Raw genomic sequence first — 24025 nt, forward strand, 5'->3', positions numbered from 1 at the left:
CGAAGGGTTTCTCGCCTTTTGGGAGCTGACGATGCTGAATCTCCAGGATTTCACGGTGCGCGCTCGTTTGTATGCCTTGGCGGCCGTGTCCATGTGCATGCTTTTGCTGGTCGGTGGGGCCGGGCTGTACAGCCTGAATGAGGCCAAATACTCCTTCAAGCACTTTGTCGACAACGACAACCAGTCCCTGATCTACGCCTCGCGCCTGCGTGCGGAAGCCGGCAATTTGCGGCGTTATGAAAAAGACATGGTGATCAACCTCGAGGACGCTGCGGCGGTCGAGAAATACCGTGCCGACTGGAACAAGTCTTACGACGCCTTCCTGAGCACCGGCAAGCAGCTGGGCGAGCTGGACATCCCGCCTGAGGAGCGCAAGATCATCCAGTCCGTCGAAGACGGCCTCAAGCAGTACAAGGCCGAGATGGATCCCTTCATGACCAAGCTGCTGGCCAAGGGCTTTGCCGATCCTTCTGAGGCCAACAAAGCACTCGGCGCGGCCAAGAAGGCCATTCGCCCGATGGAGGAAAAGCTGGCCGAGTTGGTTCGTTTGATCGACAAAGACGCCGACGAGGGTGTGGCAGAGATCGCTCGCCATGAGCAACGCACGCGCATGACCCTGATCTCCATCCTGGTCATCAGCCTGACCCTGATTGGCTTCTACACCTTCTTCAATCTGCGCTCCATCCTCCAACCCCTGAGTGAGGTCAAGCAGTCGGCGGAGCGCATTGCCGGCCAAGATTTGAGCGAACCCATCCATGTCACAGGTCGATCGGAAACCTCTGATCTGATGCGCGGCGTGCAGGCCATGCAAGTGTCCTTGCGCGAGGTGGTGGGCAAGGTGCGCAGTGCCACCGACAACATCGCCAATGCCTCGGCCGAGGTGGCCATGGGCGGCAACGACCTGAGCCACCGCACTGAGCAGGCAGCCTCGAATCTGGAGGAAACCGCTTCGGCCATGGAGCAGTTGACCGCCAGCGTCAAGCACAATGCCGAATCGGCGCGCCAGGCCAACCAGATGGCGGCCGAAGCCGCAGGCGTGGCCCAGCGTGGCGGTGAGGTGGTGGGCGAGGTGGTCAGCACCATGAGCCGCATCAGCGCCTCGTCCAACAAGATCAGCGACATCATCTCCACGATCGACGGCATCGCCTTCCAGACCAATATCCTGGCCTTGAATGCCGCAGTGGAAGCGGCCCGCGCTGGTGAGCAGGGCCGTGGCTTTGCGGTCGTGGCCAGCGAAGTGCGGTCCTTGGCTCAGCGCAGCGCCGAGGCGGCCAAGGAGATCAAGGCCCTGATCACCGCCAGCAGCGAAAGCGTGGAGGCAGGCGCGGCCTTGGTGGAGCGCGCCGGCGGCACCATGCAGGATGTGATCGCCTCGATCGGCCGCGTCGGCAGCATCGTCGCCGAGATCAGCCATGCCACGGCCGAGCAAAGCACCGGCATCGGCCAGATCGGCCAGGCCATCAGCCAGCTCGACACCATGACGCAGCAGAACGCGGCTCTGGTCGAGGAGTCGGCCGCGGCAGCGCAAAGCCTGCAGGCGCAGGCCGACGAACTGGCCAAATCGGTGGCGGTGTTCCGTCTCTGATCCCGAAAGGTCCAGGGTCAGGGTTTGCAGCGAACTCGGTTTGCCCAGTTCCGGCCGCTGATTTTCAGTCTTTCGCAGTGCCCGAGCTGCCTACAAATTTGCGCAGCTCGCCGGCCATGCGTTCCAGCGAAGGCGGGTGGATGTACATCATGTGGCCGGCCTCGAAATAGCTGACCTGCACATTGTTCTGCAAGCTGCCGTGCAGGCCCAGATGGCTGAGCGTGTAGTCGCCGGCTGCGTGCGGTGTGGCCAGGTCGTAGTAGCCGCTGGCCACATAGATGCGCATGTCCGGGTTGGCATGCATGGCGCGGCGCATGCTGTCGCCGACATTGACGTATTTGCCCTCGAAGCCCTTCCAGGCCCAGGTATTCCAGAGAGGCGCGATCACGAGATAGGGCGCGTCGCTCTCGTACTTCAGCTTCTCGCGCAAAACACGGTTGATGCCCACGGCATAGGCGCCGACCAGATTGTTCATGCCAGCGTCGTCTTCTGGGTGCTCGCCGGCATCGTCCCGGTCCAGGCCCAGGAAGCGGCTGTCCAGGCGCCCCACCGTCTGGCCTCGTTCGCGCAGCAGTTCCTTGAAGAAGCGGAATTCCGTTGGCCGCAGGTCGCAGCGCAGCAGGTAGGCCACGCTCAGGCCGCTGTAGCTGGACAGCGTTTCGGCAACCTTCTGGCGCCGCTCGGGGCTCAGCCGTGAACCCTGCATCAAGGCCAGCCAGTACTCGCCGTTGGCGAATTCTTCAGCTTCGCTGACGACTTGCTTCAGCGGCTTCTTCTGCAGGGCCGGCTTCAAGGCCTTGTGGTACCAGGCCGTGGCAGCGTAGGTGGGCAAGAAGAGCGGGAAGGGCAGTTCATTGCCGTGGTCGAAGCCCAGGGTCTGGAAATCCACGGCCATGGACACCAGCATCAGGCCATTGAGGTGGATGTTGTGCTTGTCCTGGAGGTGGCGCGAGAGCCCGGCCGCGCGGGTGGTGCCATAGCTTTCGCCGATCAGGTACTTGGGGCTGGCCCAGCGACCGTAGCGGTTGAGGTAGAGGCGGATGAACTCGCCCACGGCGTCGAGGTCGCGTTGGTACTCGTGGTACTCGGCCAGCTTCTCGCCCTCGGCCACCAGGGAGTGGCCGGTGCCCACGGGGTCGATGAAGACCAGGTCGGAGTCGGTCAACAGGGTGAACTCGTTGTCGGTCAAGGCATAGGGCGGCGCGCCGCACTGGCCCATGTCATCGGTCGGTACGCGCTGCGGCCCCAGCAAGCCCAGGTGCAGCCAGACGCTCGAAGAGCCCGGGCCCCCGTTGAAACTGAAGGTCAGGGGCCGAGTTTCGGCCGCCGCCGATTTTTTGCCCGAAGCCTTGAGCGTGTAGGCCACAAAGAACACGCTGGCCCGGGTCTTCTTGCCTTTGAACTGGCCTTTGTGGGCGCCCTCGGCCTCGCTGTGCACTTCTTGCAGCAGCAAGGTGCCGCAAGTGGCTGTGTATTCCAACGTGCGCTTGCCGAGCACCAGCTTGTGCTCGGTGACGACCAGATGCTCAACCGGCGGCTTGTGCACCGTGTCGCTGCTGGACGCGGCGTTCTTGCCGTCCGACGGGGCTTTGGAAGAGGGGTGATCGGCCGAGGACATGGCTTTCCTTTGCGTGATGTGCTCTAGAGTGCGGTCCATGCACTCTAGCTTGTCCACACCCTCCACCGACTCCCCCTTGCTGGGGCTTGATTTCAGCAGCGCACCGACGCGCCGCAAGCCCATCACCGTGGCCCAAGGCCGGCGTCAGGGTCAGGTCTTGCGCCTGGAGGGCTTGCTGGCTTTTGAAAGCCTGGAGTCGCTTGCGGAATTCCTGCGCCGGCCCGAGCCCTGGTTGGGTGGTGTCGATTTTCCCTTCGGTCTGCCGCGCGAACTGGTGCAGGCTCTCGGCTGGCCGCAAGACTGGGCGGCGCTGATGGCGCACTACTGCGGTTTGAGCCGTGCCGAGATCCGCGCCACCTTTGCGGCCTTCTGCGCTGCCCGGCCTGCCGGCGGAAAGTTCGCCCACCGGGCCTGCGACTTGCCGGCTGGCTCATCGCCGAGCATGAAGTGGGTGAACCCGCCGGTGGCCTACATGCTCCACGCAGGCGTGCCCTTGCTCTTGCAGGCCGGCGTGCATCTGCCGGGCCTGTACGCGGGCGACCCCCAGCGCGTTGCGCTGGAGGCCTACCCGGGCCTGCTGGCGCGAGAGTTTCTGGGCCGGCGCAGCTACAAGAGCGACGACCGCGCCAAGCAGACGCCAGATCGCCTGATCGCCCGCAAGGACTTGATCGATGCCCTGGAGCAGGGCCGCAGCCGCCTGGGCTTGCGCCTCAAGCTCAGCCACAGCCAGCGCGAGGCCTTGATCGATGACGCCAGCGGCGACCGTCTCGATGCCGTGTTATGCCTGATGCAGGCCGGCTGGGCGCAGACCCAGCCAGGCTACGGCCTGCCGGTGGCGATGGATCCGCTGGAAGGCTGGATCCTCAGCGCCTGAAACAAATTGGAACAGCTGCGCCGAGCCGCCCTGACAACCCGGGTCGCGGCGCGAGCGTTGCTGTGGCCAGGAACCAGACCAAGCAAGACCAAGAGGGGGACGGTGTGAATCGACAGCGCTTCGTACGAATGATGGGGGCCGCCTTGTGCCTGGGCGCCTTGCCTGTGGCTCGGGCCCGCGACCGAGATGCCTGGGATGAGGGCGACTACCAGATTCTCCATGCCCGTTATGGCACGGCGCAGCACCATGAGGACGTCAGTGCACAGCTGCGCCGCCTGGCCCGCCGCGATGGCCATTTCCAGGTCAGTAACGAGGTGCTGGGTGTGGACCCCGACCCCGGACAGCGCAAGACTTTGCGCATCATGACCCGCGATCGGGTCGGGCAGCGGCGCCTGTTCGAGTATGCCGAGTACAGCCTGGTCGACGGCAGTCACTTCATTGGCTGGCGGCAAGGCGACTGGGGTCATGCCGAGGGTGGCAGTTGGGATTCCATCGAGCACCGTGATCCGGGACCACACGGCGGTGGGCGTGGTCAGGACGATGGGCGTTATGAGATCGTCCGCGCGATCTACGGCACCGAACGCCGTCAGATCGATGTGACGCAGGAGCTGCGCCGCGTGGCGCGCCGTGATCGACGCGTGCGTGTGGGCAACGAGCTGTTTGGTGGCGCCGATCCGGCACCCGGGCGCCGCAAGAGCTTGTGGTTGGAGACCCGCACGCCCAGCGGCCGTCAGCGCCGCTTCGAGTACGAGGAAGGCAGCTGGATCGATGGCGAGATGTTCCTGGGCTGGGGCGCAGGTGGGCCATGGCGGGAGGACGACAGCGGCCCGCCGCGGCCGGGCTATCGGCCTCTGCGCATCATCAGTGCGCGCTATGGCGAGGGCGGGCGCAGCGCTGACGTCAGCGATCTGCTGCGCGCCCAGATCCAGCGCAACAGCCTGCGCTTGCGGGTGGACAAGGGCTCAATGGGCGGCGACCCCTCGCCCGGCCGCCGCAAGCAGCTGACCCTGACCTACGCCTTCGAGGGCGAGGACATCCGCCAGCTGCGCATCGACGAAGGTGAATGGTTGACGCTGTCCTGAGGGCGGGACTCAAGCGAAACGCAGAATCTCTGCCAGTGGTTTGCGCGGCTTTTGCGGCCAGTTGCCTTCGGCGGCGTAGCCGACCGGCAGCAGCATCACCGGCAGGACCTCAGGCGCCAAGCCAAAAGCCAGGCTCAGTCCTTCTGCATCGAAGCCGCTCATGGGGCAGGACGCCAGCCCCATGCCCTCAGCGGCCAGCATCAAGGTCATGGCCGCCAGGGAGGCGGAGCGAATCGCCTCGTCGCGTTGCGCCTGCGCTTGCTGCTCCAGCGCGGCGGTGGCCATCTGCTGCCAGCTCTGGCTGACGGTGGCTGGCAACTGCCCGGCTGCGACCATGGGCTCCAGGGTCTGCGCCAGCTGGCGGTGGGCGTTCAGGGTGCCGCAGATGATGAAGGTGACGGCGGCGTCCTCGACCTTGTGCTGGCCATAGGCCAGCTTCACGAGCCGGGCCTTGGCCTCGGCGGTTTGCACGGCGATGAACTGCCAGTTTTGCAAATGAAAGGCCGAGGGCGCCCGCCCGGCCAAGCTGGCCAGCAACTCGATCTGGGTTGGGCTCAAGCTGCGATGTCGATCGAAGTGGTTGTTGGAGGCGCGTTGTTCAATCAAGGTCTGGATGTTCATGGCATAGGCGGCCTCAGGCCGGGAGTGAGAAAAAAGACAGGGAAGGGGCTTGCGCTGCATATCGCCGTTAAGCCTTGGTGCCTGGTGCCGCGCTGCTCAGGCTGGCGCGCTGCACCAACGCGATGCTGATCAGCACACCCAGAAAACCGAGCGCGCCGATCGGGCTGAGGCCTTGATCCAGCCAGAGCCAGCCCAGCAGCACGGCGCACAGCGGGCTCAGCAAGCCCAGGGACGCCACCGAAACGGGCGGCAGCACCCGCAGGCCGCGGAACCACAGGGCGTAGCTCAGCAAGGTGCCGATCAGGCTGAGGTAGAGGTAGGCGCCGGCTTCGCTGGCGCTGATCTGCGTCAGCGCCGGGTCCAGCCAGAGCGCCCAGGGCAGCAACATCAGGCCACCGAGCAGCAACTGCCAGCCTGTCAGAGGCAGTACCGGCAAATCGATGCGCCAGCGTCGTGACAGAAAAGTGCCTGCCGCCATGCAAGCGGCGCCCACCAGGGCTGCGCTCACCCCCACGGCATCCCAGGCCGCCCCGGGGGCCAGCAGCAAGGCGGCCATGCTCAGCACCCCGCCCGTGCCGGCCGCCAGGGCCAGGCGGCGCGGCCTCCGGCCATCCATCGCCCAGGCCATGGCCATCACCAAGAGTGGCTGGATGGCCCCCACCACCGCCGCCACGCCGCCGGGCAGGCGGTAGGCGGCCACGAAGAGCAAGGCCTGGAAGGCGCCGATATTGAGCGCTGACAGCAGGGCCAGCGGGCCCCAATCTTGGCGCCTCGGCCACTGGCGAAAGCACAGCAGCAGCAAGAGCCCCGCCGGCAGGCAGCGCAGGGCGGCGGCGGTGAAGGGTCGGCCGGCTGGCAGCCATTCACTGGTCACCAGATAGGTCGTGCCCCAGATCAAAGGGGCGATGGCGGTCAGCAAGAGCTGCGTGCCGAGCGGCGTGTTTGTCGTGTTTGGTTTCATGTATTTATCTTGAATTCAAGATAAATATCGCAGGAGATAATCTTGAAGTCAAGATGATTTGGAGATCAGGCCATGACACGAGAGACAAGCGCGGGCGCGGAGGACGCGGTCGACCGCATCTTGAAACAGTGGCAGGTGGCGCGACCGGATCTGGCGCTGGAAGCCATGGCCACGATTGGCCGCTTGAAGCGCTGCGCACAGCTGCTGCAGCGGCGGCTGGAGGCTAGGTTCGAGCAGTTCGGCCTGAGTGCCTGGGAGTTCGATGTCCTGGCCACTTTGCGGCGCTCCGGCGAGCCCTATTGCCTCTCTCCCTCGGTTCTGCTGAATTCCCTGATGGTGAGCTCGGGCACCATGACCCATCGCATGCAGCGCTTGGAATCCGCCGGCTGGGTGGAGCGGGTGCCTAACCCGGAAGATGCACGCAGCCTGCTGCTGCGCCTGTCACCTCAGGGCTTGGCCCTGATCGATCAGGCGGTGGAGGCTCATGTCGCCAACGAAGAGGCGATTCTGGCGCCGCTCAAGAGCAGCGAGTGGCGCGCCCTGGATGCCGGCTTGGTGGCCTTGCTGGCGACGCTGGAGCCCGCGGCTTCCTGATCGGCCTGTAGGGGGACTGAGGAGCCGGTTCGGCGGTGCTCGCATCCCGCGGCGCCACCGAGTCCCGGTCGATCAGCCTTACTTACTTGCGCATGAGGGTGGATTTTCCGAACAGCGATTCGATCAAGTCGACCGCAACCTTGGCCGTCTTGTTCTGCAGGTCCAGGGCTGGGTTCAGCTCCATGACATCCAGCGATGCCATGAAGCCGGTGTCAGCGATCATCTCCATGCAGAGCTGCGCCTCGCGGTAGGTCGGGCCGCCGGGCACGGTGGTGCCCACACCGGGGGCGATGTCGGGGTCGAGGAAGTCGACGTCGAAGCTGACGTGCAGATGGGTGTTGGCGTCCAGCGTGGCCAGGGCCAGCTCCATAGTGTGGCGCATGCCCATCTCGTCGATGTAGCGCATGTCGAAGACTTCCAGCTCCTGCTCGTTGACGAAGCGCTTTTCGCCTGCGTCGACGCTGCGGATGCCGATCTGGCGCACCCATTTCGGGCTGATGGCCGGCACCTTGCCGCCGATCTCGATCAGCTGCTGCGGGCCGAAGCCGCACAGGCAGGCCACGGGCATGCCGTGGATGTTGCCGGAGGGGGTGAGGGCGCTGGTGTTGAAGTCGGCATGGGCGTCCAGCCAGAGCACGCGCAGCTTCTTGCCGGCATCACGGCAGTGGCGGGCCACGGCGCTGATCGAGCCCAGGCCCAGGCAGTGGTCGCCGCCGAGCAGGATGGGCATGCGGCCGGTCTTGAGTTCGGCATAGACCGCGTCGTGCACGGTCTGGTTCCAGGTCGTGACTTCGTTCAGGTGGCGGTAGCCATCGACCGGCGGCAGCCAGGGGTTGGACGGGCCGCTGAGGTTGCCACGGTCCAGCACGTCGACGCCGTGGCTCTGCAGGGCCGCGGCCAGGTCGGCCACGCGCAGGGCTTCCGGGCCCATGCTGGCGCCGCGGGCACCGGCACCGATGTCGGTGGGCGCGCCGATCAGGGAGACGGATCGAAGTGTGGTCATGTCAGTGGTCCTGTTTTGTTATGGGTTGAGGCAGGGCGGGAGGGGGAATTCAGTCGGCCGTGTCGCCGTCCAGCGCGCCGGGGTTCATGTCGTATTCCGATTCGAGCAGGGCCCAGGCTTCTTCGGCACTCTCGACGAAATGGAACAGCTTCTCGTCGCCGGGGCTGATCATGCCGGTCTCGACCAGCCAGTCGAAGTTGATCAGCCGGGTCCAGAACTCGCGGCCGAACATCAGGATGGGGCGGCGCCGGCTCTTGCCCGTCTGGATCAGCGTCATGGTCTCGAACAATTCGTCCAGGGTGCCGAAGCCCCCGGGGAAGCAGACTAAGGCCACAGAGCGCATCAGGAAGTGCATCTTGCGCAGGGCGAAGTAGTGAAAGCGGAAGCACAACTCCGGCGTGATGTAGGGGTTGGGGTGCTGCTCATGCGGCAGCACGATGTTCAGGCCTATGCTCTTGCCGCCCACCTCGTAGGCGCCGCGGTTGCCAGCTTCCATGATGCCGGGGCCGCCGCCGGTGACCACGTAGATCGGGTTGTGGCGCTGCGTGGAAACGGTGGTGACCAGTGCCGCAAAGCGCCGCGCTTCCTCGTAGTAATGGCTCATGGAGAGCTGCATCTCGGCGCGCTTGAGCGCTTCGGCGTCGCCGCTCTGCCGGGATTGTTCGACCTTTTGCTCGGCCACATCGCGCGGAAGGATGCGGGCGCTTCCGAACATGACGATGGTGGACTTGATACCCAGTTCTTGCTGCACCAGCTCGGGCTTGAGCAACTCCAGCTGCATGCGCACCGGCCGCAGCTCCTCGCGCAGCAGGAATTCGCTGTCGTCGAAAGCGAGACGGTAGGCGCTGCCGGGCTGGTCGTAATTGGGCTGCGGAATGCCGCGCCGGGCTTCTTGCACCTCTTCTTTGGCGCTGGGGAAATTGCGGGCGATCAGGGGTTTGCGCTTGTGGCTCATGTCGGGATCCTGGCCTCGGGCCTGCGGGCCGTCGGTCGTTTCAGTTGCGGACTCAGCCGCTTGGCTCAGCTTACGAGAAGCTGCGGGGAATTTTGTTTCGTAAAAACTGGAAAAACAGTGGTTTGGTGTGCGTGACTATCAGCTTGTTTGCTTGCAAACGCTACAAGCCAGGTCTTTCTGCACGAGTATTTCGCTCCACTCCATGCGTTTGCCGTCCAGCATCAGCAGGCGCCCAGCCAGAGTTTCACCGGCGCCCAGCAGGGCTTTCAGGGCCTCTGCCGCCTGCATGCTGCCGATGATGCCCACCAGGGGCGCCAGCACGCCCATCAGGGCGCAATGGGCCTCCTCGAAGCGGCTGTCGGGCGGGAACAGGCAGGCATAGCAGGGCGCCTGAGCCTGACGGCTGTCGTAGACGCTGATCTGGCCATGCCAGCCGGTGGCGGCGCCCGAGACCAGGGGCTTGGCGTGTTGGACGCAGGCGCGATTGACCGCCTGGCGGGTGGCGAAGTTGTCGCAGCAGTCCAGCACCACATCGACCTCGCGCACGAGTTCATCCAGCAGCGCTGCATCGGCGCGCGCTTGCACCGTGCGCAGCACCGGGTCGGGGTTGATGGCCGCCATCGCCTGGGCAGCCGACTCGACCTTGGGGCGGCCGATGCGCCCTCGCGTGTGGGCGATCTGGCGCTGCAGATTGGTCAGCTCCACGGCGTCATCGTCCACCAGAGTGATGTGACCGACGCCGGCCGAGGCGAGGTAGAGCGCGGCCGGCGAACCCAGGCCGCCCGCGCCGATGATCAGGGCCCGCGATTGCAGCAGGCGCTGTTGGCCCTCGATGCCGATTTCGTCCAGCAGGATGTGGCGCGAGTAGCGCAGCAACTGTTCGTCATTCATGGCGCCAGCATAGCCTGCAGCGCCCATGAAAAAGGCCCGCTTAGAAGCGGGCCTTACCTTACCTTGCTGCCGGTAAGCAGTGGCTTACTCGCCAGTCTTGGCTTCGGCCTTGCGCTCCACCGCGGTCTTGGACACCAGCACCGGCTGGCCCTTGAGCTGGTTCAAGGCCTGGACCAACTGGAAGTCCTCGGCACTGCCGAACTCGGGCAGGGGCTTGGGCGGTTCGTTCTTCTTGGCGTACTCGGCTTCCAGCTTCTGGCGCGCTTCTTCGCGGGCCTTCTCGCGGGCTTCATCCTTGACCTCGTCCTTGCCACCCAGATGCTTTTCCAAATCAGCTTCGCGGGTGCGCAGGGCGGCGAAGACATTGCCTTCGGCGGTTTCGTCCAACTGGATGTCGGGCACGATGCCGGTGGCCTGGATGGAACGGCCGCTCGGCGTGTAGTAACGCGCGGTGGTGATCTTGAGCGCGGTGTCCGGACTCAGCTGGCGCACCGTCTGCACCGAGCCCTTGCCGAAGGTCTGGGCGCCCATGATCAGCGCGCGCTTGTGGTCCTGCAGGGCGCCGGCGACGATCTCGCTGGCCGAAGCCGAGCCTTCGTTGACCAGCACGACCATCGGCACCTTTTTGAGCGCTGCCGGCAGCTTCTTGAGCGGGTCGGTGCCGCCGCGGCGCAGGTAGTAGTCGGGGCTGGCCTTGAAGCTGGCCTTGGAGTCGGCGATCTGGCCATTGGTGCTGACCACCTCGACATCGCGGCTCAGGAAGGCGGATGAGATGGCCACCGAGGCTTCCAGCAGACCGCCCGGGTCGTTGCGCAGGTCCAGCACCAAGCCCTTGAGATTGGGCTCCTGCTTGTAGATCTCTTCCAGCTTCTTGGCGAAGTCTTCCACCGTGCGGTCTTGGAACTGGCTCACGCGCAGCCAGGCATAGCCGGGCTCGACCACCTTGCCGCGCACGCTCTGGGCGCGAATTTCTTCGCGTACGATGGTGACGGGGAAGCTGCGGTTTTCGCTCTTGCGGTAGATGGTCAGCTGAACCTTGGTGTTGAGCTCGCCGCGCATGCGCTTGACGGCCTGGTCGAGGCCGAGGCCGCGCACCAAGGTGTCGTCGATCTTGCTGATCAGGTCGCCGCTCTTGAGGCCGGCGCGGAAGGCGGGCGAGCCCTCGATCGGCGAGACGATCTTGACCAGACCGTCTTCCATGCCGATCTCAATGCCGACGCCAACGAATTTGCCGGTTGTGCCTTCGCGGAATTCTTTGAAGTTCTTTTTGTCGAAGAACTGAGAGTGCGGATCCAGGCCGGAGACCATGCCGGCGATCGCGTCATTGATCAGCTTTTTCTCATCGACCGGTTCGACGTAATCGGACTTGACCATGCCGAACACGGCGGCGAGCTGTTGCAGCTCTTCCAGCGGCAGCGGCGAGAGGCTGCTGCGGGCGTTGGCCTGCAATTGCATCGTGGTCAACGCGCCTGCAACGGCGCCCAGAGCGAGCCAGCCGGCAACTTTCAATTTGGCACTCATGATGCGAGCCTGTCCTGTCGGTGAAATACAGCAATGTCGTGGTGGGCGAAGCGTAGCAGTCGCAGGAAAACCACGCCTTCAGTATATGCCCGTGGGGCTTTCGCTTGGCGGGCAGACAGCTGCATTTGCCCCTCCAAATCGCTGGATTCAAGTGCACAAACAGACGAAACGCAGGGCTTTACGCCAGCTTTACGTTTGCGGTGACTTTCGGCACCCGGTCAGTTCGGGCTCTCCGTAAGGGCCGCATCGCCGCTCAGCGCGGGGAAGGTCACGACGTGGTCGACATGGGCTCGTATGCCGATCCATTCGCCCAGATGGTGGTCGTGGTGCGAAGGCACATGGGCCTTGAGGCGGTCGCCGGTGGCCAGACGCAAGGTGTAGAGAAAGTCCGCGCCGCGAAAGATCTTGCGTTCGATTTGCGCTTTCACCGGCGCCGCGTCGTCATGGATGATGTCATCGGCCCGCAGCAGTACATCGCAGGCACCGTCCGGGTAGGCGCTGGCCATGGCGCAGGCTTCCGCATCCACCAGCGCACCCACAGGGGTCAGCACCTCGGGGCCGTCAGCCCCGGCGACGATGCGGCCCGGTGCGAAGACGCTGTGGCCGATGAAGTCGGCCACAAAGCGTGTGGCAGGCCGGTGGTAGACGGTGTAGGGCGCATCCCATTGCTCCAGCCGGCCCTTGTTCATGACACCGACGACATCGCCGATGGCAAAGGCTTCGGACTGGTCATGGGTCACGAACAGTGCGGTGGTGGCGCTGGCATGCAGGATGGCGCGCAACTCTTGGGACAGGTGCTCGCGCAGGTCGACGTCGAGGCTGGAGAAGGGCTCGTCCAGCAAGAGCAGTCGCGGTGCCGGTGCCAGGGCCCGGGCCAGGGCGACACGCTGCTGCTGGCCGCCGGAAAGCTGGTGCGGTGCACGCTTGGCCGCATGGGCCAGGCCGACCAGGTCGAGCATCTCGGCAATGCGACGGTCGCGGTCGCTGCGGCTCAGGTGGCGCAGGCCGAAGGCGATGTTCTCGGCCACGGACAGATGCGGGAAGAGGGCGTAATCCTGGAAGACCATGCCGATGCGACGCGCCTCGGGCGCCAAGTGCAGGCCTTGGCTGGCGTCGGCCAGCGCTTCCCCTTCGATCAGGATGCGGCCGCTGTTCAAGCGCTCCAGGCCGGCGATGCAGCGCAGCAAGGAGGTCTTGCCGCAACCCGAGGGCCCGATCAGCACGCCGATCTGCCCCCGCGCCAGACCCAGGGTCACACCATCAACGGCGCCGGGGCGGACCTTGTTGCTGGTTGCCGTGGGTGGGTGCTGCAGGGAAGGTTGTTCCGGGCCTAGGTTGGCGCCGGGGTAGCGCAGGCCGATCTGGTCGAGTGCAAGAAACATGGCCTTTATGATAGCGGGCCGTCTCGCGTGTTTCGAATGCGGATCGTTCGCATTTGCTTGATTCAGGTCAAGAGTGCGTTTTTGGTGGCGCTTGCCGCGAGCCGGGAGTGGCGCGCTGTGGCCCGCTTCTTCGCCCGGATTTGAGCTCCCGACGCCCTCCTTGGCCGTTTCCTGTTGTTTGTCGCCCGCATGCTGCGTCTGATCACTGTTGTTTGCCTCTTGCTGGCCGTGCCCGTGCTCGGCGTGCTGGGTTCCTGGCTGAGTCTGGACGCACAGAGCTTGGCGCTGCTGCGCCACCAACTGGAAACGGTGCTGCCGGCCTATGCCGCTTCATCTCTGGTGTTGTCGGTGGCGGTGGCGCTTGGCGTGGCTCTGCTTGGAGGCGCGACGGCTGCCGCGGTCAGCCTGTTTGATTTCCCCGGGCGGCGCTGGTTCGAATGGGGCTTGCTGCTGCCCATGGCCATGCCCGCCTATGTGGCGGCCTACGCCTACACCGATGCACTGCAGTACAGCGGCGCTTTGCAGACCTGGCTGCGCGATTTGCTGGGCACGAGCCGGCCGCTCTGGTCCGATGTCCGCAGCTTGCCAGGCGCGGTGCTGCTCTTTGTGCTCTGTCTCTACCCGTATGTTTATCTGCTGACCCGTACGGCGCTCAGCGAGCGCGGTGTCACCTTGATGGAAACCGCTCGCATCCTCGGTGCGGGCACCTTGCGCCGGGTGCGCGAGGTGGCTCTGCCCCTGGCCCGACCGGCACTGGCAGCCGGCGTGGCGCTGGCCTTGATGGAGACCCTGGCCGATTACGGGGTCGGGGCCTACTTCGGCCTCAACACCCTGACCACCGGCATCTACAAGGCCTGGCTGGTGATGAACGACCGCATGGCAGCCGCCCAGTTGGCCTCGGTGCTTTTGCTGGCCGTGGCCGGCCTGCTCTGGTTGGAGCGGCGGGCACAGGCTCGGCTGCGCTTTTCCAGCAGCCGAGCAGGGGCGCAGCATGCGGCCGAAGCCCGCCCCCTGCGGCTGCACGGCCTGGCGGCGTTCATGGCGGTCGCGCTTTGCGCCGTGCCCATCTTGCTGGGCTTTGTACTGCCGGTTCTGGCCTTGCTCAAGCTGATGTGGCTGGAGGCGCGCTACGGTGAATTCGGCCTGCCGCTGGCTCGCTTCGCTCAGTGGGCCTGGACGAGTTTGCAGCTGGCCGGCCTCTCCGCCGCATTGGCGGTTGCCATGGCCCTGGTGCTGGCCTATGCCGGCCGCATGGGGCACGGCGCCGGCGCGGCGCGCGGACCTGGCGCCGGCTTGCTGCGCCTGTCCACCCGTGTGGTGTCGCTCGGTTATGCCGTGCCTGGCGCGGTGATTGCCGTCGGCATCCTGTTGCCCTTGGGCTGGCTGCAGGAGCATGCGCCACAGCTGGGCCTGACCGGCCTTGTGACCGGCACCATCAGCGGCCTGATTTACGCCTATCTGGTGCGCTTTTCGGGCGTGGCCCTGCAGTCGGTCGAGGCGGGCTATGCCCGCATTTCACCCAATGTGGATGAAACGGCGCGCCTGCTGGGAGCCAGTCGCTCTCGGGTGTTTTGGGAGCTGCATGCGCCACTGCTGGCCCGCTCCAGCTTGGCGGCGGCCTTGCTGGTGTTTGTGGATGTGATGAAGGAGCTGCCGGCCACTTTGGTGCTGCGCCCCTTCAACAGCGACACCCTGGCCGTGGTGGCCTATCAAATGGCCCGAGATGAGCGGCTCGGCGAAGCGGCGCTGCCCTCGCTGGCCATTGTGCTGGTGGGCTTGGTGCCGGTGTTGATGCTGTCGAGGGCGATGCGACAGCGCTGAAGGTGGACGGTGGCGCCCAATGCCAGCTCCCGTCTTGACCGAGCCTGCAGGCTCCCAGCCCGCGGCGAGAGATTGAATGCGAATGCCTAGCGTTTCAGTGGTTTGAGTTAGGGGGGAGTCTGCGCGCACCCCCTTGACTGAGGGGGATATTGAGGGCGTTCGGGAACTTTGTGCGATTGCCAGAGCATTTTTGAAGTCGGACGATGCGTTCACAGCAGTCGCGGTCGCGGCTGTACTTCGAGAAACGCAGGAGTTCGCAATGGAATTTCACTTCGTCCGCACGCTGGGTCAGCGTGCCCGTGAGGCGCTGGCCCTGACGCTTGTTTGCTTGCCGCTGCTGAGCGCAGCACAAGTCACCGCCAAGGCTGCCGCCCCCAGCTTGGCCGGCCCCTCGCTGGTGCAAGCCAGCAAAGGTGCCGTCTTTGAGGGGCGAGGCTACAAACCCAACACCTCGGTTTCGATCGCCTTGGTGGCGCCCAACGGCGTCGAGACGCAGCTGACCGTGATGGTCAACGCTGAAGGCAATGTCAGCTACCGCCTGCCCGGTGGCGCCGCTGGTCAGTACAAGCTCAGCGTGTTGGACAGCTCGGGCAAGGCCCTGGCAAGCACCAACTTCATGGTTGTCCAGTGAGGCTGATGATGAATCATCAGCAAGTAAAAAAACTGGGCTGGAATCGTTTGACCTGGGCTTTGGCTGCCGCAATGCTGCCTTTCGTCGCCCCGGTGGTCCGCGCGGCCGGCCCTACGGCTGGCATGGCAGCAGCACCTTCTTTGGCCAGCTTGGCCTATGTGTCCTTGCGCAGCGGCGACCCTCAGATCTGGGTTCGAGACAACCAGGGCCATGAGCAGGCTTTGACCAGCGGCCGGGGTGTCTACGCCCAGCCAGCGCTTTCGGCTGATGGCCGAATCGCTTTTGTGGCGCGCGAGGCCGGGCGCCCTGTGATTCAGGTCATGAGCGGCGATGGCTCCGGCGCACAACGCGTGTCGACCGGGGCGGATGCCGAAATGGCGCCGAGCTGGGCGCCCGATGGCCGCACTTTGGCGTTTTATGCCCTGGACCTCAGCAGTGGCAACACGGTGCTTCGCATCGTCGATGTGCAAACCCGTGCCATGACAACGATCAAGGTGCAGGGCAAGTCCATGGGGCCCGCTGCGGCGAGTTGGTCTTCAGACGGAATGCGACTTTGCTTTTTGGCCCAAGACGAGAAGGGCCGCAACCAAGCGTTTGTCGTGCAGCAGGACGGCAGCGGCTTGAAGGAACTGAGCAGCAAGTTCGCACCTCGCGGCGCGGCATGGGCGGAGCTTTCTCCCGATGGCTCGAAAGTGGTGTGGGTGGCGGACCTTCGCGAGAAGCGTTCGCACCTGATCATCACCGAGGTGGAGAGCGGCAAGTCGGTGGACCTGACCGCGGATGTCTTGGCGTCGCATGAGTCGCCCCGTTGGTCGGCCGACAGCCAGTACATCGCCTTTTCCAGCACCCGCGATGACCCGGGTGGTACACGCACCGATGTCTTCAGCATGAAGTCTGATGGCAGCGAGCTGCGCAATCTCAGCCAGCATCCGGCCGAGGACTTCGACCCCAAATGGAGCAGCGACGGCCGCCATGTGATTTTTGTCAGTCTGCGCAGTGGCACTTCATTGCTCTATCAGGTGAACGTGCAGAGCGGCAAGACCGAAGTGCTCGCCCAGCATGCTTCACACGATATGGATCACTCGGTACGGCCTGTGGCCATGCTGGCTCGCTGAGCCCTCATCAACCAAGATCGGGCGCCGCCGGTGTGCGGCCCCAAGCCAATCAAGGATGTCACCATGAACACCCAATTCAAGCCGCTGCGCCGTGCAGCAAGTTCAGCCCGCAGCGCTTTGAGCCTCGTCGCCGCCTTGACGCTGGCGGGGGGAGCGCTTGCCGGCTCCAAGACCTACACCTTCGATGCCGATTTCGACCTGGGCTTGCTCTCCGGCGTCAATCATGCGGCGCCCAATAACAACCAGCTTCAGCTGAATACCGTGGGCACAACTTTCCCAGTGATGTGGATTGCAAATGCTGGCGAGGACACGGTGAGTAAATTCGACACCAATTCCAATGTCGAACTCGCCCGCTATCGCACCTGGTTTGGTCCTGCAGGACAAGCGGGCCATATCAACCATCTGGGCAACGCTTACTCTGGTCCTGCCCCTTCGCGCACGTCGGTGGATATCAATGGCAATGCCTATGTGCTGAATCGCTGGTTCGCCAATCGCAAGCCGGTGCTTTTGAAGCTGCTCGCCGAAGGCTTCATCGATCGCAATGGCAATGGGGTCATGGACACATCGAACGGTTCGACAGCCTTGCCCATGGCTGACACCAACGGCAACGGGCAGATCGACGACAGCGAGATCACGGATGAACGCGTGGCTTGGGCCGTCCAAGTCGGCGATCAGAACGGTCTGGGCCGAGCGCTTTGCATCGGCACCGACGGCAATCTCTGGGTGGGCATGTTCAATACCCAGCGCTACTACAAATACAGCTCGAGCGACGGCAGTTTGCTGGCCGGCCCGGTGGCTACAACGCCGACCGCAGGTCAGCCGAGTTCCGGCAACTGGCAGCCCTACGGTTGCTTGATCGACAAGAACGGAGTGCTCTGGAGCGCGTCATTGGGTGGCCCTCTGGGCAAGATCACCAACACGGCCAGCAACACCGGCCCTTACACCGTGGCCTCCTTCCCGGGCGGCATGTACGGCATTGCCTTGGGCAACGACAAGGTCTACACCGGCAGCAACAACCGTGTCTTTGACCCCGCGACCAACACGTCCTCGTCCATCGCAGGTTTGAGCGTGAGCTCCTCCGGTATCGTCGTCGATGGCTCCGGCAACATCATTGCCGGCACCAACACTGTGCAGAAGGTGTCGCCTGCGGGCGTTACCTTGTGGACGGCGCCTTTGCAGGCGGGCGGTGCCTACTCGGTCGGTATTCAGGTCGATGCCAACAACGACATCTTCCAGATCGGCTATAGCTCCAACCGGGTGCACAAGTACCGCGGCAGCGACGGGGCGCCACTTGGCACCTTCCCGGTCGGCGACGTGCCTTACACCTACAGCGATGCTGCTGGTTTTGCTGCACGCAATTCCACCACGCCGACAGGCACCTGGACCGTCACCTACGACAGCGGCGCCGCCGGCACAGCCTGGGACCGTATCAACTGGACGGATTCTGTTCCCGCAGGCGCGGCCATCCTCGTCCAGTACCGAACAGCCGATGTGGCGGCGAATCTGGCCGCACAGGCCTATCAGACCGTCAGCAAGAACGTTCCCTTCACGGCCAGCGGCAAGTTCATCCAGGTGTTGACTCGCCTGAATGCCAGCACCACCAACGCCTCACCTGTGCTGTTTGACCTGACCATCAACACCAAGGTGACCGCCTGTGATGTGGACTCGGACGGCGATGTCGACACAGCGGACATGGCACTGATCCGTGCAGGCATTGGCCAGGTGCCTGCTGCCGGTGATCCGCGCGATGGCAATGGCGATGGCCGCATCGATGCCCGTGATGTGCGCGCCTGCACCCTGAAGTGCACACGCAACAACTGCGCGACGAATTGAAGTCTATTTGATGCACCCCTCCAATTTGGATTTGCTCGCAACCCCCAGGAGTTCAAAATGAAAATGAAACTGCTTGCCACAGCCGCCAGTGCACTGGCGCTTGCCATGTCATCGGCGCACGCCGCCCCAGTAGTCAGTCTCAGCCCCAGCAATTCGTCGCAGATGATCGGCGGAACCTTCTCTTTGGATGTCAAGATTTCAGGCCTCGGCTCGGAGATCGTTTCGGCCTTCGATTTGAACATCTACTTCGACCCGGCACAGCTCAAGGCCGTTAGCTACAGCCTGGGCTCGGGTCTGGGTGGCAGTTGGACCGAAGAGCCTCCGATAGTTCCATCAATCAATTCGTTCGATCTATTTGCATATTCGAACTTGGTTGTGCCCGGTGACCCCGGCACCGACGATCTGCTTGCCGCTGCGCAGGACGACGACAGCTTTGTCATGATGACCTTGAACTTCGAGGCGGTGGGCGCTGGAGTTTCACAAGTCTGGTTCGGGACCGGGCCCAACGAGCGCGATCTTGTGGGCCGTAATGAGGCTTTTCTCATTGATGTGCAGTTCCAGGGCGCTTGTGTGGCTGTCAACAGCCTCACGGGCGGCAACAACGAATGCCGCCAGGTTCCGGAGCCTTCGAGCTACGCCTTGCTGGGGCTGAGCCTGTTCGCGGCTTTCGTGCCGGGTGCAGTCAAGCGCCGCAAAACCTTGGTTGCCTGAACCAGGCCACTGAACCCGAAGAACCGCGCCGTGGGCGCGGTTTTTTTGTTTGGGCCTCAATCGGCCTGGATATCAGCGCGGTTCTGGCAAAGACTGCTGACATGCTGCGCGTGGCGGCGGCTACTTGACTTGTGCCAACTCCGACGCAGCCACGCTTGAATCGCAAGGCTTTGGTTTAGGCCGCGTCGCGCCTGGTCCCGCCGACAGGAATCGAACCTGTATTTGCCGCTTAGGAGGCGGCCGTTCTATCCATTGAACTACGGCGAGTTTGCATCGTGGGGGAGGGCGGCGCGAATTCTCGCATGAAAGATTGGCTGCCTACTCCGCTTGGTGCTGCGGCCTCGCCGACATCCGCTGCAATCGTTCGTTAGGCCATTGCGCGCATGATTATTCCCACTTCCACTGCCAGATCAGGTCAAGCGCGTTTTCATCGCCGGCCTGGCCGCGCAGGGTGAAGCGCTGGGCGATGCGGTAGATCAGCTGCCAGCTGCCTTGCGTGGCGTTGAGGCCGCGCTCAAAAGCCACATACCAGCGCTTTGACAGTTGCTTGCCCACGCGCACCACCGTGCCGCGCACTTCGCCATTGCCTTCGCTGACTGAGAGCTCGTCCAGGCCGATGGACTTGATCACCTTGCCGGTGCGGCTCTCGCCACCGCCGTTGAGCAAGGCCATGGCGGCTTTTTGCAGCAGGGCAGTGTCGCTGCGTTCGAGGTTGTCTGGCGCGCGGCCCAGCAGCAGCCAGGAGAGCTTGGCCGTGTCGGCCATATCGGGGTCAGAGAAGAGCTTGATGCGCGGAGACTGAGCGCTGCCGCCGATGGTCACGCCCACGCGCACCTCTTCTTCGCCGGGGCGGATGGCCAGGATGTCCAGGCGCGGGTTGTCCATCACGCCGCTGAAGGTAACCTGACCTTTTTCGATCGTGAGTTTTTGGCCGTAGGCGTCGACACTGCCGTTGACGGTGCGGATGCTGCCGTGCAGCTGCGGCCGGCCCTGGGCTTGGGTCATCTGCAGCTCGCCGGCCAGCAAAGTATCCACGCCATGGCCACGTACGCGCAGCTTCTGGCCCAGGTCGATGTCCAGCTTGAGCTTGATCTGTCGCCGGGCCGCGGCTGCTTCCACGGGCGCAGTCGGCGCTTGCGCCACGCGCCGCACCTCGACATCGTCGTCCAGCTCGGGCGCATTGCCGCGCGAGAAATCAAACAGACCGTCCTCGACATCGAGCTTGCCCTGTAGATCCAGGGCCTGGGCGTCCATGTGCAGGCGCAGCTGGCCATTCACGGCCAAGCGACGGTCGACGCGGCGCAGCAGGGCGAACTTGCTGGCCTGGGCCTGGATGTCAGCTTGCGGCTTGGCGCCCAGTTGCAGCTGACCCTGGGCATTGAGTTCGCCGTCGCCGGCACGCAGGCGCAGATGCTGCAGTTCGGCATGGCTGCCCTTGAGCTGCAGGGCGAAGCTGCCGTCTTGCACATCGATGCCCAGCAGCGGGTTGCGCAGGCCCAGCTTGCTGCCCTGGATCTGGCCCACCACCTGCGGGTCGTTGAGCTTGCCGGCAAAGCTGGCGCTGGCGGCCAAGCCGCCGGCCACACGCCAGCCCGAGGGCACCCAGGCACCCCAGGTGCTGAGGTTGTCCACCCGCGCTTCCAACACGCCCTCCAGACGCGACTGGGTCGAGGGCCAGGGGCTGCCGTCGCCCGCTTCGTTGCGCGCAGTCACGGCGCCGGCCAGCACGCCGATATTGCTGCCGGCAAAAGCCTGGGTCAGGTGCCAGCGGCCGGGCGCGCCGATCACGCCCAAACGCAACTCGCTCAGGCCGAGGGCCTGGGTGCCGCCATCGTCGGTCACCTTGAGGTCGCCGCTGCGGCGCTGCAGGGACAGCTCCACGCCCAGCTGGGGCAGGGTGTGGATGCGGGCGCTGCCGTCCACCACCAGATCGCCGCCCCAACCGAAATCGGGCTGCCAGCGTGCCATCAGGGGCGCGACGGCCAGGGGTTCGAGGGCCAGGTCGAGCTGCAACTGATCGGGCCCCTCGGCGGTCTTCCAGGCCAGCTGCTGCCAGCGAAGGCCGGCGCCGAACAGCTCCAGCCGCCCAGGTTCGAACTGCGCGCCGATGAGCTGGCCTTGCGGGCCGCTGTCCACGCGCAGGGCCAGGTCTTGCGCCTGCAGCCAGGGGGCCGGGGCTTTGTCGGCCGGTTTGGCCGTTTTGCTGGCTGCGGTGGCGGCGGGCACGCGCGCATCGAGCTTGAGGCCAGTGGCGCGCCACTGGCTGCCCTGAGCCCAGAGCTGGCCCAGCTCGGTCGTCGTCGGGCTGGCGTTGCTTGCCGTGCCCAAGCTGCCTTTGAGGTCCATCTGGAATTGGCTGCGCGAGGGTTGGTCGGCCGGCTGCTGCGCGGGGCGCAGGGCGGCGGGCAGCAGGGCTGTGCCCAAGGCCGCTGAGCTGCAGCTGGTGCTGAGCCCAGCTGCCGCTGAGGTGCAGCTGAGCCTGGGGCAGCTGGGCCTCGGGGCTTTTGAGTTGCTCCAGATCGAGCTGCAGGGCCAGCGGCGCGTTCAGGGCGCTGGCGAGTTTGGCGCTCAGCCGGGCCTTGTCCAGGCTCAGCTGGTCGAGCTTGAGGGCCTGGCCTTGCAGTTCGGCCTGGCTTTGCCAGCTCCAGCGCGGGCTGCTGCCGCTGGAGTTCTTGCCACTGGTCTTGTCCGCTTCGGCTCGGCCCTGCCAGGCCAGCTGTCCGCTCAAACTGCCGGCCAGCTGATGGGCCGGTTCGCCCTTGGCCAGGGCGGGAGCCAGGGCTTGCCAGAGCGGCTGCAAGCGCTTGCAGCTGGGGCGCTTGCAGCTGCAGCTGGCCCTCCAGGCTGTGATCGGCCAGCAGCTGGGCGCGGCCTTGCAGCTGGTTGCCGCCGGCCTGCAGATCGGCGCGCAGGGTGGGCACTTGCTGATCGTTGGCGCGCTCGTAGCTGAGGTCAGCAGCCACTTCCATGCCGGCCTGGCTGCCGGGCAGCAGGCGCAGCCGGGCCTGGCCGCGCGGGGCTTGGGCCAGCAGGCCGGCATTGCTCTGTTGAGCCGGGGCCTGCAGGTCGGCGCTGAGGTCCAGATCCAGGCGGGCGCTGGGGCCGGGTGCATTGGGCCAGAGGCGGCGCAGCTCCGGCACCATGCCGCGGGCGCTGGCCTGCAGCTGCCAGCCGCCGGTCAGGCTGCCGGGGCGGCTTAAGGCCAGCTTGGCGCTGCCCTTGAGCTGGGCTTCGCCGGCTTGCATCAGCAGTTCTTGCAGATCCAGGCCTTGCATCGAGGCGACGGCGCTGGCTTGCAAGCGCACCGGGCTGTGGGCATTGAGCGGTGAATTTTGTGGGCTGGTGGCGGCGGGTGCGGCCAATTGGGCCTTGGCCGCGGCCGGCGTGACCGGGCCCGGCGGCAGCCAGCGGCCTTGCAGATCGGTCTTGATGCGCAACTGCAGTTGCGGCGTGACGTCGACCGCTTTCGCGCCCTTCTTGTCGGCGCCATCGTTGCTGGCTGCGACCCAACCCTGCGAGGTGCTGAGCTCGACCGTGCCGGCGGCCAGCAGGCCAGCAGCGCGCGCGTCCAGACCCTCGCTGCGCAGGTTCTCCAGGCTCAGCGTGAGCTGGCTGCCGCCGGCGCTGCTGCTCTTGCCGCTGCCACGCAAACGGCCGGCGGGCAGGGCGCTGCTTCCCAGCAGCACATCGAAGGCGCGCAGCTGGATCTGGCTGGGGTCCTGGGCCGAGGCCTCGGCGTCCAGGCTCAGTTGGCGCACCGGCAGGCGCTGCTCGTTCCAAAGGCCGGCCGCGTGGTTGGCGAGCTGGGCCTTGATCTGCAGGGCGGGTGACTTCGAGCTTTGCTTGCCGGCCGCACTGTTGTTGGCTGCGTTGTTGTCGGCTTGCAGGATTACTTGACCGCTCAGCGCTGTTTTGGGCAGGCCCGACATCAGGGCCGAGAGGTCCAACTGCTGCGTGTCCAGCTGCAGCTGGGGCAGGGGCCAGGCGGCGAAGGGGCGCAGCTGGGCCTGGGCTTGCAGCTGCTGGTTCTGGGCGCTCAGGGCCGCCTTGAGCTGCAGCTGGGCCAGCGGGCCTTGCAGGTCCAGCTGTGCGCCCCAGGCTGGCAGATCGGCCTGGGCGGCCGACTTCAGGCCCAGGCTGGCCTGCAGGGGCAGGCCACTGCCGGCGCCCAGCGTGGCGCTGCCGCTGAGCTGCAACTGGTCCCAGGCCAGCTGCTGGATCTGCAGCCGGTGCTCGGCGCCGTGGCTGTTGTCGGTCACGCTGCTCAGGTCCACCCGGGCTTGCAGCCCGCGCACCGGCAGCTGGCTCAGTGTGGGCAGAGACAGGCTGTCCACTTGCAGCTGCGCGATGTGCACGCCCAGGGGAATGGGCAGCTCCTCGGGCACCGGGCTGGGCTCGGCGCTGGGCGCCAGATGCACCGTCACCTGGCTGGCACTCAGGCGCTCGACCATCAGGTCGCCCCAGAGCAGGGGCGAGCGGTTCCAAGCCAGGGCCAGGCCGGTCCAGCGCAGATCGTCGATTTCGATACGGTCCTGGCCGCCGGGGATGGTGAGGCTCAGGCGCTTGGCCGAGAAGTCGCCGATCAGGCGGCCTTGCGGCGCCTCGACCTGCAGGCCGGGCACTTGCTGCAGCAGCCAGCGGCTGCCCGCCTCGCTGCCCAAGCCCCACCAGAGGCCCAGGCCGGCGCTGCCGGCCAGCACCGGCAGGGTCATCAGGCCCAGCAGCAGGCCGCGGCCGCGGCGCGGCTTGGGCCGGGTGTCGCTCGTAGGGGCGGCGGGCGTGCCGGGCTTGGAATCAGAGTCGCTCATGGGGCCGGGTCAGGGTTCG

Annotated in this window: 19 protein-coding genes and 1 tRNA gene; 9 read left to right on the forward strand and 11 right to left on the reverse strand. The window is 65.3% G+C overall.

All coding sequences use genetic code 11. The features are described 5' to 3' along the window. Nucleotides 1-31: 31 nt before the first annotated feature. On the forward strand, nt 32-1585 hold the full coding sequence (locus ACQY39_RS10335; protein ID WP_428505913.1) for a methyl-accepting chemotaxis protein: 1554 nt from the start codon (nt 32-34) through the stop codon (nt 1583-1585). A gap of 64 nt (nt 1586-1649) precedes the next feature. Here ACQY39_RS10335 and ACQY39_RS10340 read toward each other — a convergent pair whose 3' ends face one another. After that, nucleotides 1650-3203 (reverse strand): S10 family peptidase, encoded by a 1554-nt coding sequence (locus tag ACQY39_RS10340; RefSeq protein ID WP_428505915.1) that lies wholly within the window; start codon nt 3201-3203, stop codon nt 1650-1652. A gap of 37 nt (nt 3204-3240) precedes the next feature. Here ACQY39_RS10340 and ACQY39_RS10345 point away from each other — a divergent pair, with 37 nt between their 5' ends. Beyond that, nucleotides 3241-4077 carry a DUF429 domain-containing protein gene (locus ACQY39_RS10345; RefSeq protein WP_428505917.1) on the forward strand — a complete coding sequence of 279 codons (837 nt, stop codon included), beginning with the start codon at nt 3241-3243 and terminating at the stop codon, nt 4075-4077. A 104-nt stretch (nt 4078-4181) separates the two neighbouring features. Continuing rightward, nucleotides 4182-5159 (forward strand): hypothetical protein, encoded by a 978-nt coding sequence (locus tag ACQY39_RS10350; protein ID WP_428505919.1) that lies wholly within the window; start codon nt 4182-4184, stop codon nt 5157-5159. A gap of 9 nt (nt 5160-5168) precedes the next feature. Here ACQY39_RS10350 and ACQY39_RS10355 read toward each other — a convergent pair whose 3' ends face one another. Both ACQY39_RS10355 and ACQY39_RS10360 read right to left on the reverse strand, forming a co-directional pair. Then, entirely contained in the window at nt 5169-5780 is a 612-nt protein-coding gene (locus tag ACQY39_RS10355) for a nitroreductase family protein (protein ID WP_428505921.1), read from the reverse strand. A gap of 67 nt (nt 5781-5847) precedes the next feature. After that, nucleotides 5848-6741 carry an EamA family transporter gene (locus ACQY39_RS10360; RefSeq protein ID WP_428505923.1) on the reverse strand — a complete coding sequence of 298 codons (894 nt, stop codon included), beginning with the start codon at nt 6739-6741 and terminating at the stop codon, nt 5848-5850. A gap of 72 nt (nt 6742-6813) precedes the next feature. On the opposite strand from ACQY39_RS10360, the gene ACQY39_RS10365 reads away from it, so the two are divergent. Then, nucleotides 6814-7335 carry a MarR family winged helix-turn-helix transcriptional regulator gene (locus ACQY39_RS10365; RefSeq protein WP_428505925.1) on the forward strand — a complete coding sequence of 174 codons (522 nt, stop codon included), beginning with the start codon at nt 6814-6816 and terminating at the stop codon, nt 7333-7335. Nucleotides 7336-7417: 82 nt separating this feature from the next. Here the strand turns inward: ACQY39_RS10365 and rocF are convergent, their stop codons facing one another. The 5 genes from rocF to ACQY39_RS10390 all read right to left on the reverse strand — a co-directional run bounded on the left by rocF (nt 7418) and on the right by ACQY39_RS10390 (nt 13087). After that, nucleotides 7418-8338: an arginase gene (gene rocF, locus ACQY39_RS10370; protein WP_428505927.1), complete on the reverse strand. Its 921-nt coding sequence runs from the start codon at nt 8336-8338 to the stop codon at nt 7418-7420. A 49-nt stretch (nt 8339-8387) separates the two neighbouring features. Further along, entirely contained in the window at nt 8388-9293 is a 906-nt protein-coding gene (locus ACQY39_RS10375; protein ID WP_428505929.1) for a TIGR00730 family Rossman fold protein, read from the reverse strand. 138 nt (nt 9294-9431) lie between these two features. Beyond that, complete coding sequence (locus ACQY39_RS10380; RefSeq protein WP_428505931.1) at nt 9432-10184, reverse strand: HesA/MoeB/ThiF family protein; 753 nt, start codon at nt 10182-10184, stop codon at nt 9432-9434. An 84-nt stretch (nt 10185-10268) separates the two neighbouring features. After that, nucleotides 10269-11705 (reverse strand): S41 family peptidase, encoded by a 1437-nt coding sequence (locus ACQY39_RS10385; protein ID WP_428505933.1) that lies wholly within the window; start codon nt 11703-11705, stop codon nt 10269-10271. 218 nt (nt 11706-11923) lie between these two features. After that, nucleotides 11924-13087: an ABC transporter ATP-binding protein gene (locus tag ACQY39_RS10390; RefSeq protein ID WP_428505935.1), complete on the reverse strand. Its 1164-nt coding sequence runs from the start codon at nt 13085-13087 to the stop codon at nt 11924-11926. Between the two features lie 189 nt (nt 13088-13276). Between ACQY39_RS10390 and ACQY39_RS10395 the strand changes: the two genes are divergently transcribed. From ACQY39_RS10395 to ACQY39_RS10415, 5 genes are all read left to right on the forward strand, one after another. After that, complete coding sequence (locus tag ACQY39_RS10395) at nt 13277-14908, forward strand: ABC transporter permease (protein ID WP_428505937.1); 1632 nt, start codon at nt 13277-13279, stop codon at nt 14906-14908. Between the two features lie 259 nt (nt 14909-15167). Further along, nucleotides 15168-15539 (forward strand): hypothetical protein, encoded by a 372-nt coding sequence (locus ACQY39_RS10400; RefSeq protein WP_428505939.1) that lies wholly within the window; start codon nt 15168-15170, stop codon nt 15537-15539. Between the two features lie 71 nt (nt 15540-15610). Then, nucleotides 15611-16654: a TolB family protein gene (locus ACQY39_RS10405; protein WP_428505941.1), complete on the forward strand. Its 1044-nt coding sequence runs from the start codon at nt 15611-15613 to the stop codon at nt 16652-16654. 63 nt (nt 16655-16717) lie between these two features. Beyond that, nucleotides 16718-18487 (forward strand): hypothetical protein, encoded by a 1770-nt coding sequence (locus ACQY39_RS10410; RefSeq protein WP_428505943.1) that lies wholly within the window; start codon nt 16718-16720, stop codon nt 18485-18487. 57 nt (nt 18488-18544) lie between these two features. After that, nucleotides 18545-19198 (forward strand): cohesin domain-containing protein, encoded by a 654-nt coding sequence (locus ACQY39_RS10415; RefSeq protein WP_428505945.1) that lies wholly within the window; start codon nt 18545-18547, stop codon nt 19196-19198. A 192-nt stretch (nt 19199-19390) separates the two neighbouring features. Here the strand turns inward: ACQY39_RS10415 and ACQY39_RS10420 are convergent. The 3 genes from ACQY39_RS10420 to ACQY39_RS10430 all read right to left on the reverse strand — a co-directional run bounded on the left by ACQY39_RS10420 (nt 19391) and on the right by ACQY39_RS10430 (nt 24006). Then, nucleotides 19391-19465: transfer RNA gene (locus tag ACQY39_RS10420), tRNA-Arg, on the reverse strand. A 120-nt stretch (nt 19466-19585) separates the two neighbouring features. After that, a complete protein-coding gene (locus tag ACQY39_RS10425) occupies nt 19586-21166 on the reverse strand; it encodes a translocation/assembly module TamB domain-containing protein (protein ID WP_428510776.1) in 1581 nt (526 codons plus the stop codon). Beyond that, the gene (locus ACQY39_RS10430; RefSeq protein WP_428505947.1) at nt 21166-24006 is read right to left on the reverse strand and encodes a hypothetical protein; all 2841 of its coding nucleotides are present in this window, start codon (nt 24004-24006) and stop codon (nt 21166-21168) included. Before ACQY39_RS10430 ends, ACQY39_RS10425 begins: the two co-directional genes overlap by 1 nt. Between the last annotated feature and the right edge of the window lie 19 nt (nt 24007-24025).

This window comes from Roseateles sp. (assembly GCF_965262435.1).
Classification (GTDB): domain Bacteria; phylum Pseudomonadota; class Gammaproteobacteria; order Burkholderiales; family Burkholderiaceae_C; genus Paucibacter_A.

Excerpts from the sequence above, each read along its gene's own strand:
- ACQY39_RS10335 (WP_428505913.1), top strand. The coding sequence starts at position 32 with ATGCTGAATCTCCAGGATTTCACGGTGCGCGCTCGTTTGTATGCCTTG.
- ACQY39_RS10340 (WP_428505915.1), bottom strand. The coding sequence starts at position 3,203 with ATGTCCTCGGCCGATCACCCCTCTTCCAAAGCCCCGTCGGACGGCAAG.
- ACQY39_RS10345 (WP_428505917.1), top strand. The coding sequence starts at position 3,241 with ATGCACTCTAGCTTGTCCACACCCTCCACCGACTCCCCCTTGCTGGGG.
- ACQY39_RS10355 (WP_428505921.1), bottom strand. The coding sequence starts at position 5,780 with ATGAACATCCAGACCTTGATTGAACAACGCGCCTCCAACAACCACTTC.
- ACQY39_RS10360 (WP_428505923.1), bottom strand. The coding sequence starts at position 6,741 with ATGAAACCAAACACGACAAACACGCCGCTCGGCACGCAGCTCTTGCTG.
- ACQY39_RS10365 (WP_428505925.1), top strand. The coding sequence starts at position 6,814 with ATGACACGAGAGACAAGCGCGGGCGCGGAGGACGCGGTCGACCGCATC.
- rocF (WP_428505927.1), bottom strand. The coding sequence starts at position 8,338 with ATGACCACACTTCGATCCGTCTCCCTGATCGGCGCGCCCACCGACATC.
- ACQY39_RS10375 (WP_428505929.1), bottom strand. The coding sequence starts at position 9,293 with ATGAGCCACAAGCGCAAACCCCTGATCGCCCGCAATTTCCCCAGCGCC.
- ACQY39_RS10380 (WP_428505931.1), bottom strand. The coding sequence starts at position 10,184 with ATGAATGACGAACAGTTGCTGCGCTACTCGCGCCACATCCTGCTGGAC.
- ACQY39_RS10385 (WP_428505933.1), bottom strand. The coding sequence starts at position 11,705 with ATGAGTGCCAAATTGAAAGTTGCCGGCTGGCTCGCTCTGGGCGCCGTT.
- ACQY39_RS10390 (WP_428505935.1), bottom strand. The coding sequence starts at position 13,087 with ATGTTTCTTGCACTCGACCAGATCGGCCTGCGCTACCCCGGCGCCAAC.
- ACQY39_RS10395 (WP_428505937.1), top strand. The coding sequence starts at position 13,277 with ATGCTGCGTCTGATCACTGTTGTTTGCCTCTTGCTGGCCGTGCCCGTG.
- ACQY39_RS10400 (WP_428505939.1), top strand. The coding sequence starts at position 15,168 with ATGGAATTTCACTTCGTCCGCACGCTGGGTCAGCGTGCCCGTGAGGCG.
- ACQY39_RS10405 (WP_428505941.1), top strand. The coding sequence starts at position 15,611 with ATGCTGCCTTTCGTCGCCCCGGTGGTCCGCGCGGCCGGCCCTACGGCT.
- ACQY39_RS10410 (WP_428505943.1), top strand. The coding sequence starts at position 16,718 with ATGAACACCCAATTCAAGCCGCTGCGCCGTGCAGCAAGTTCAGCCCGC.
- ACQY39_RS10415 (WP_428505945.1), top strand. The coding sequence starts at position 18,545 with ATGAAAATGAAACTGCTTGCCACAGCCGCCAGTGCACTGGCGCTTGCC.
- ACQY39_RS10425 (WP_428510776.1), bottom strand. The coding sequence starts at position 21,166 with ATGGCACGCTGGCAGCCCGATTTCGGTTGGGGCGGCGATCTGGTGGTG.
- ACQY39_RS10430 (WP_428505947.1), bottom strand. The coding sequence starts at position 24,006 with ATGAGCGACTCTGATTCCAAGCCCGGCACGCCCGCCGCCCCTACGAGC.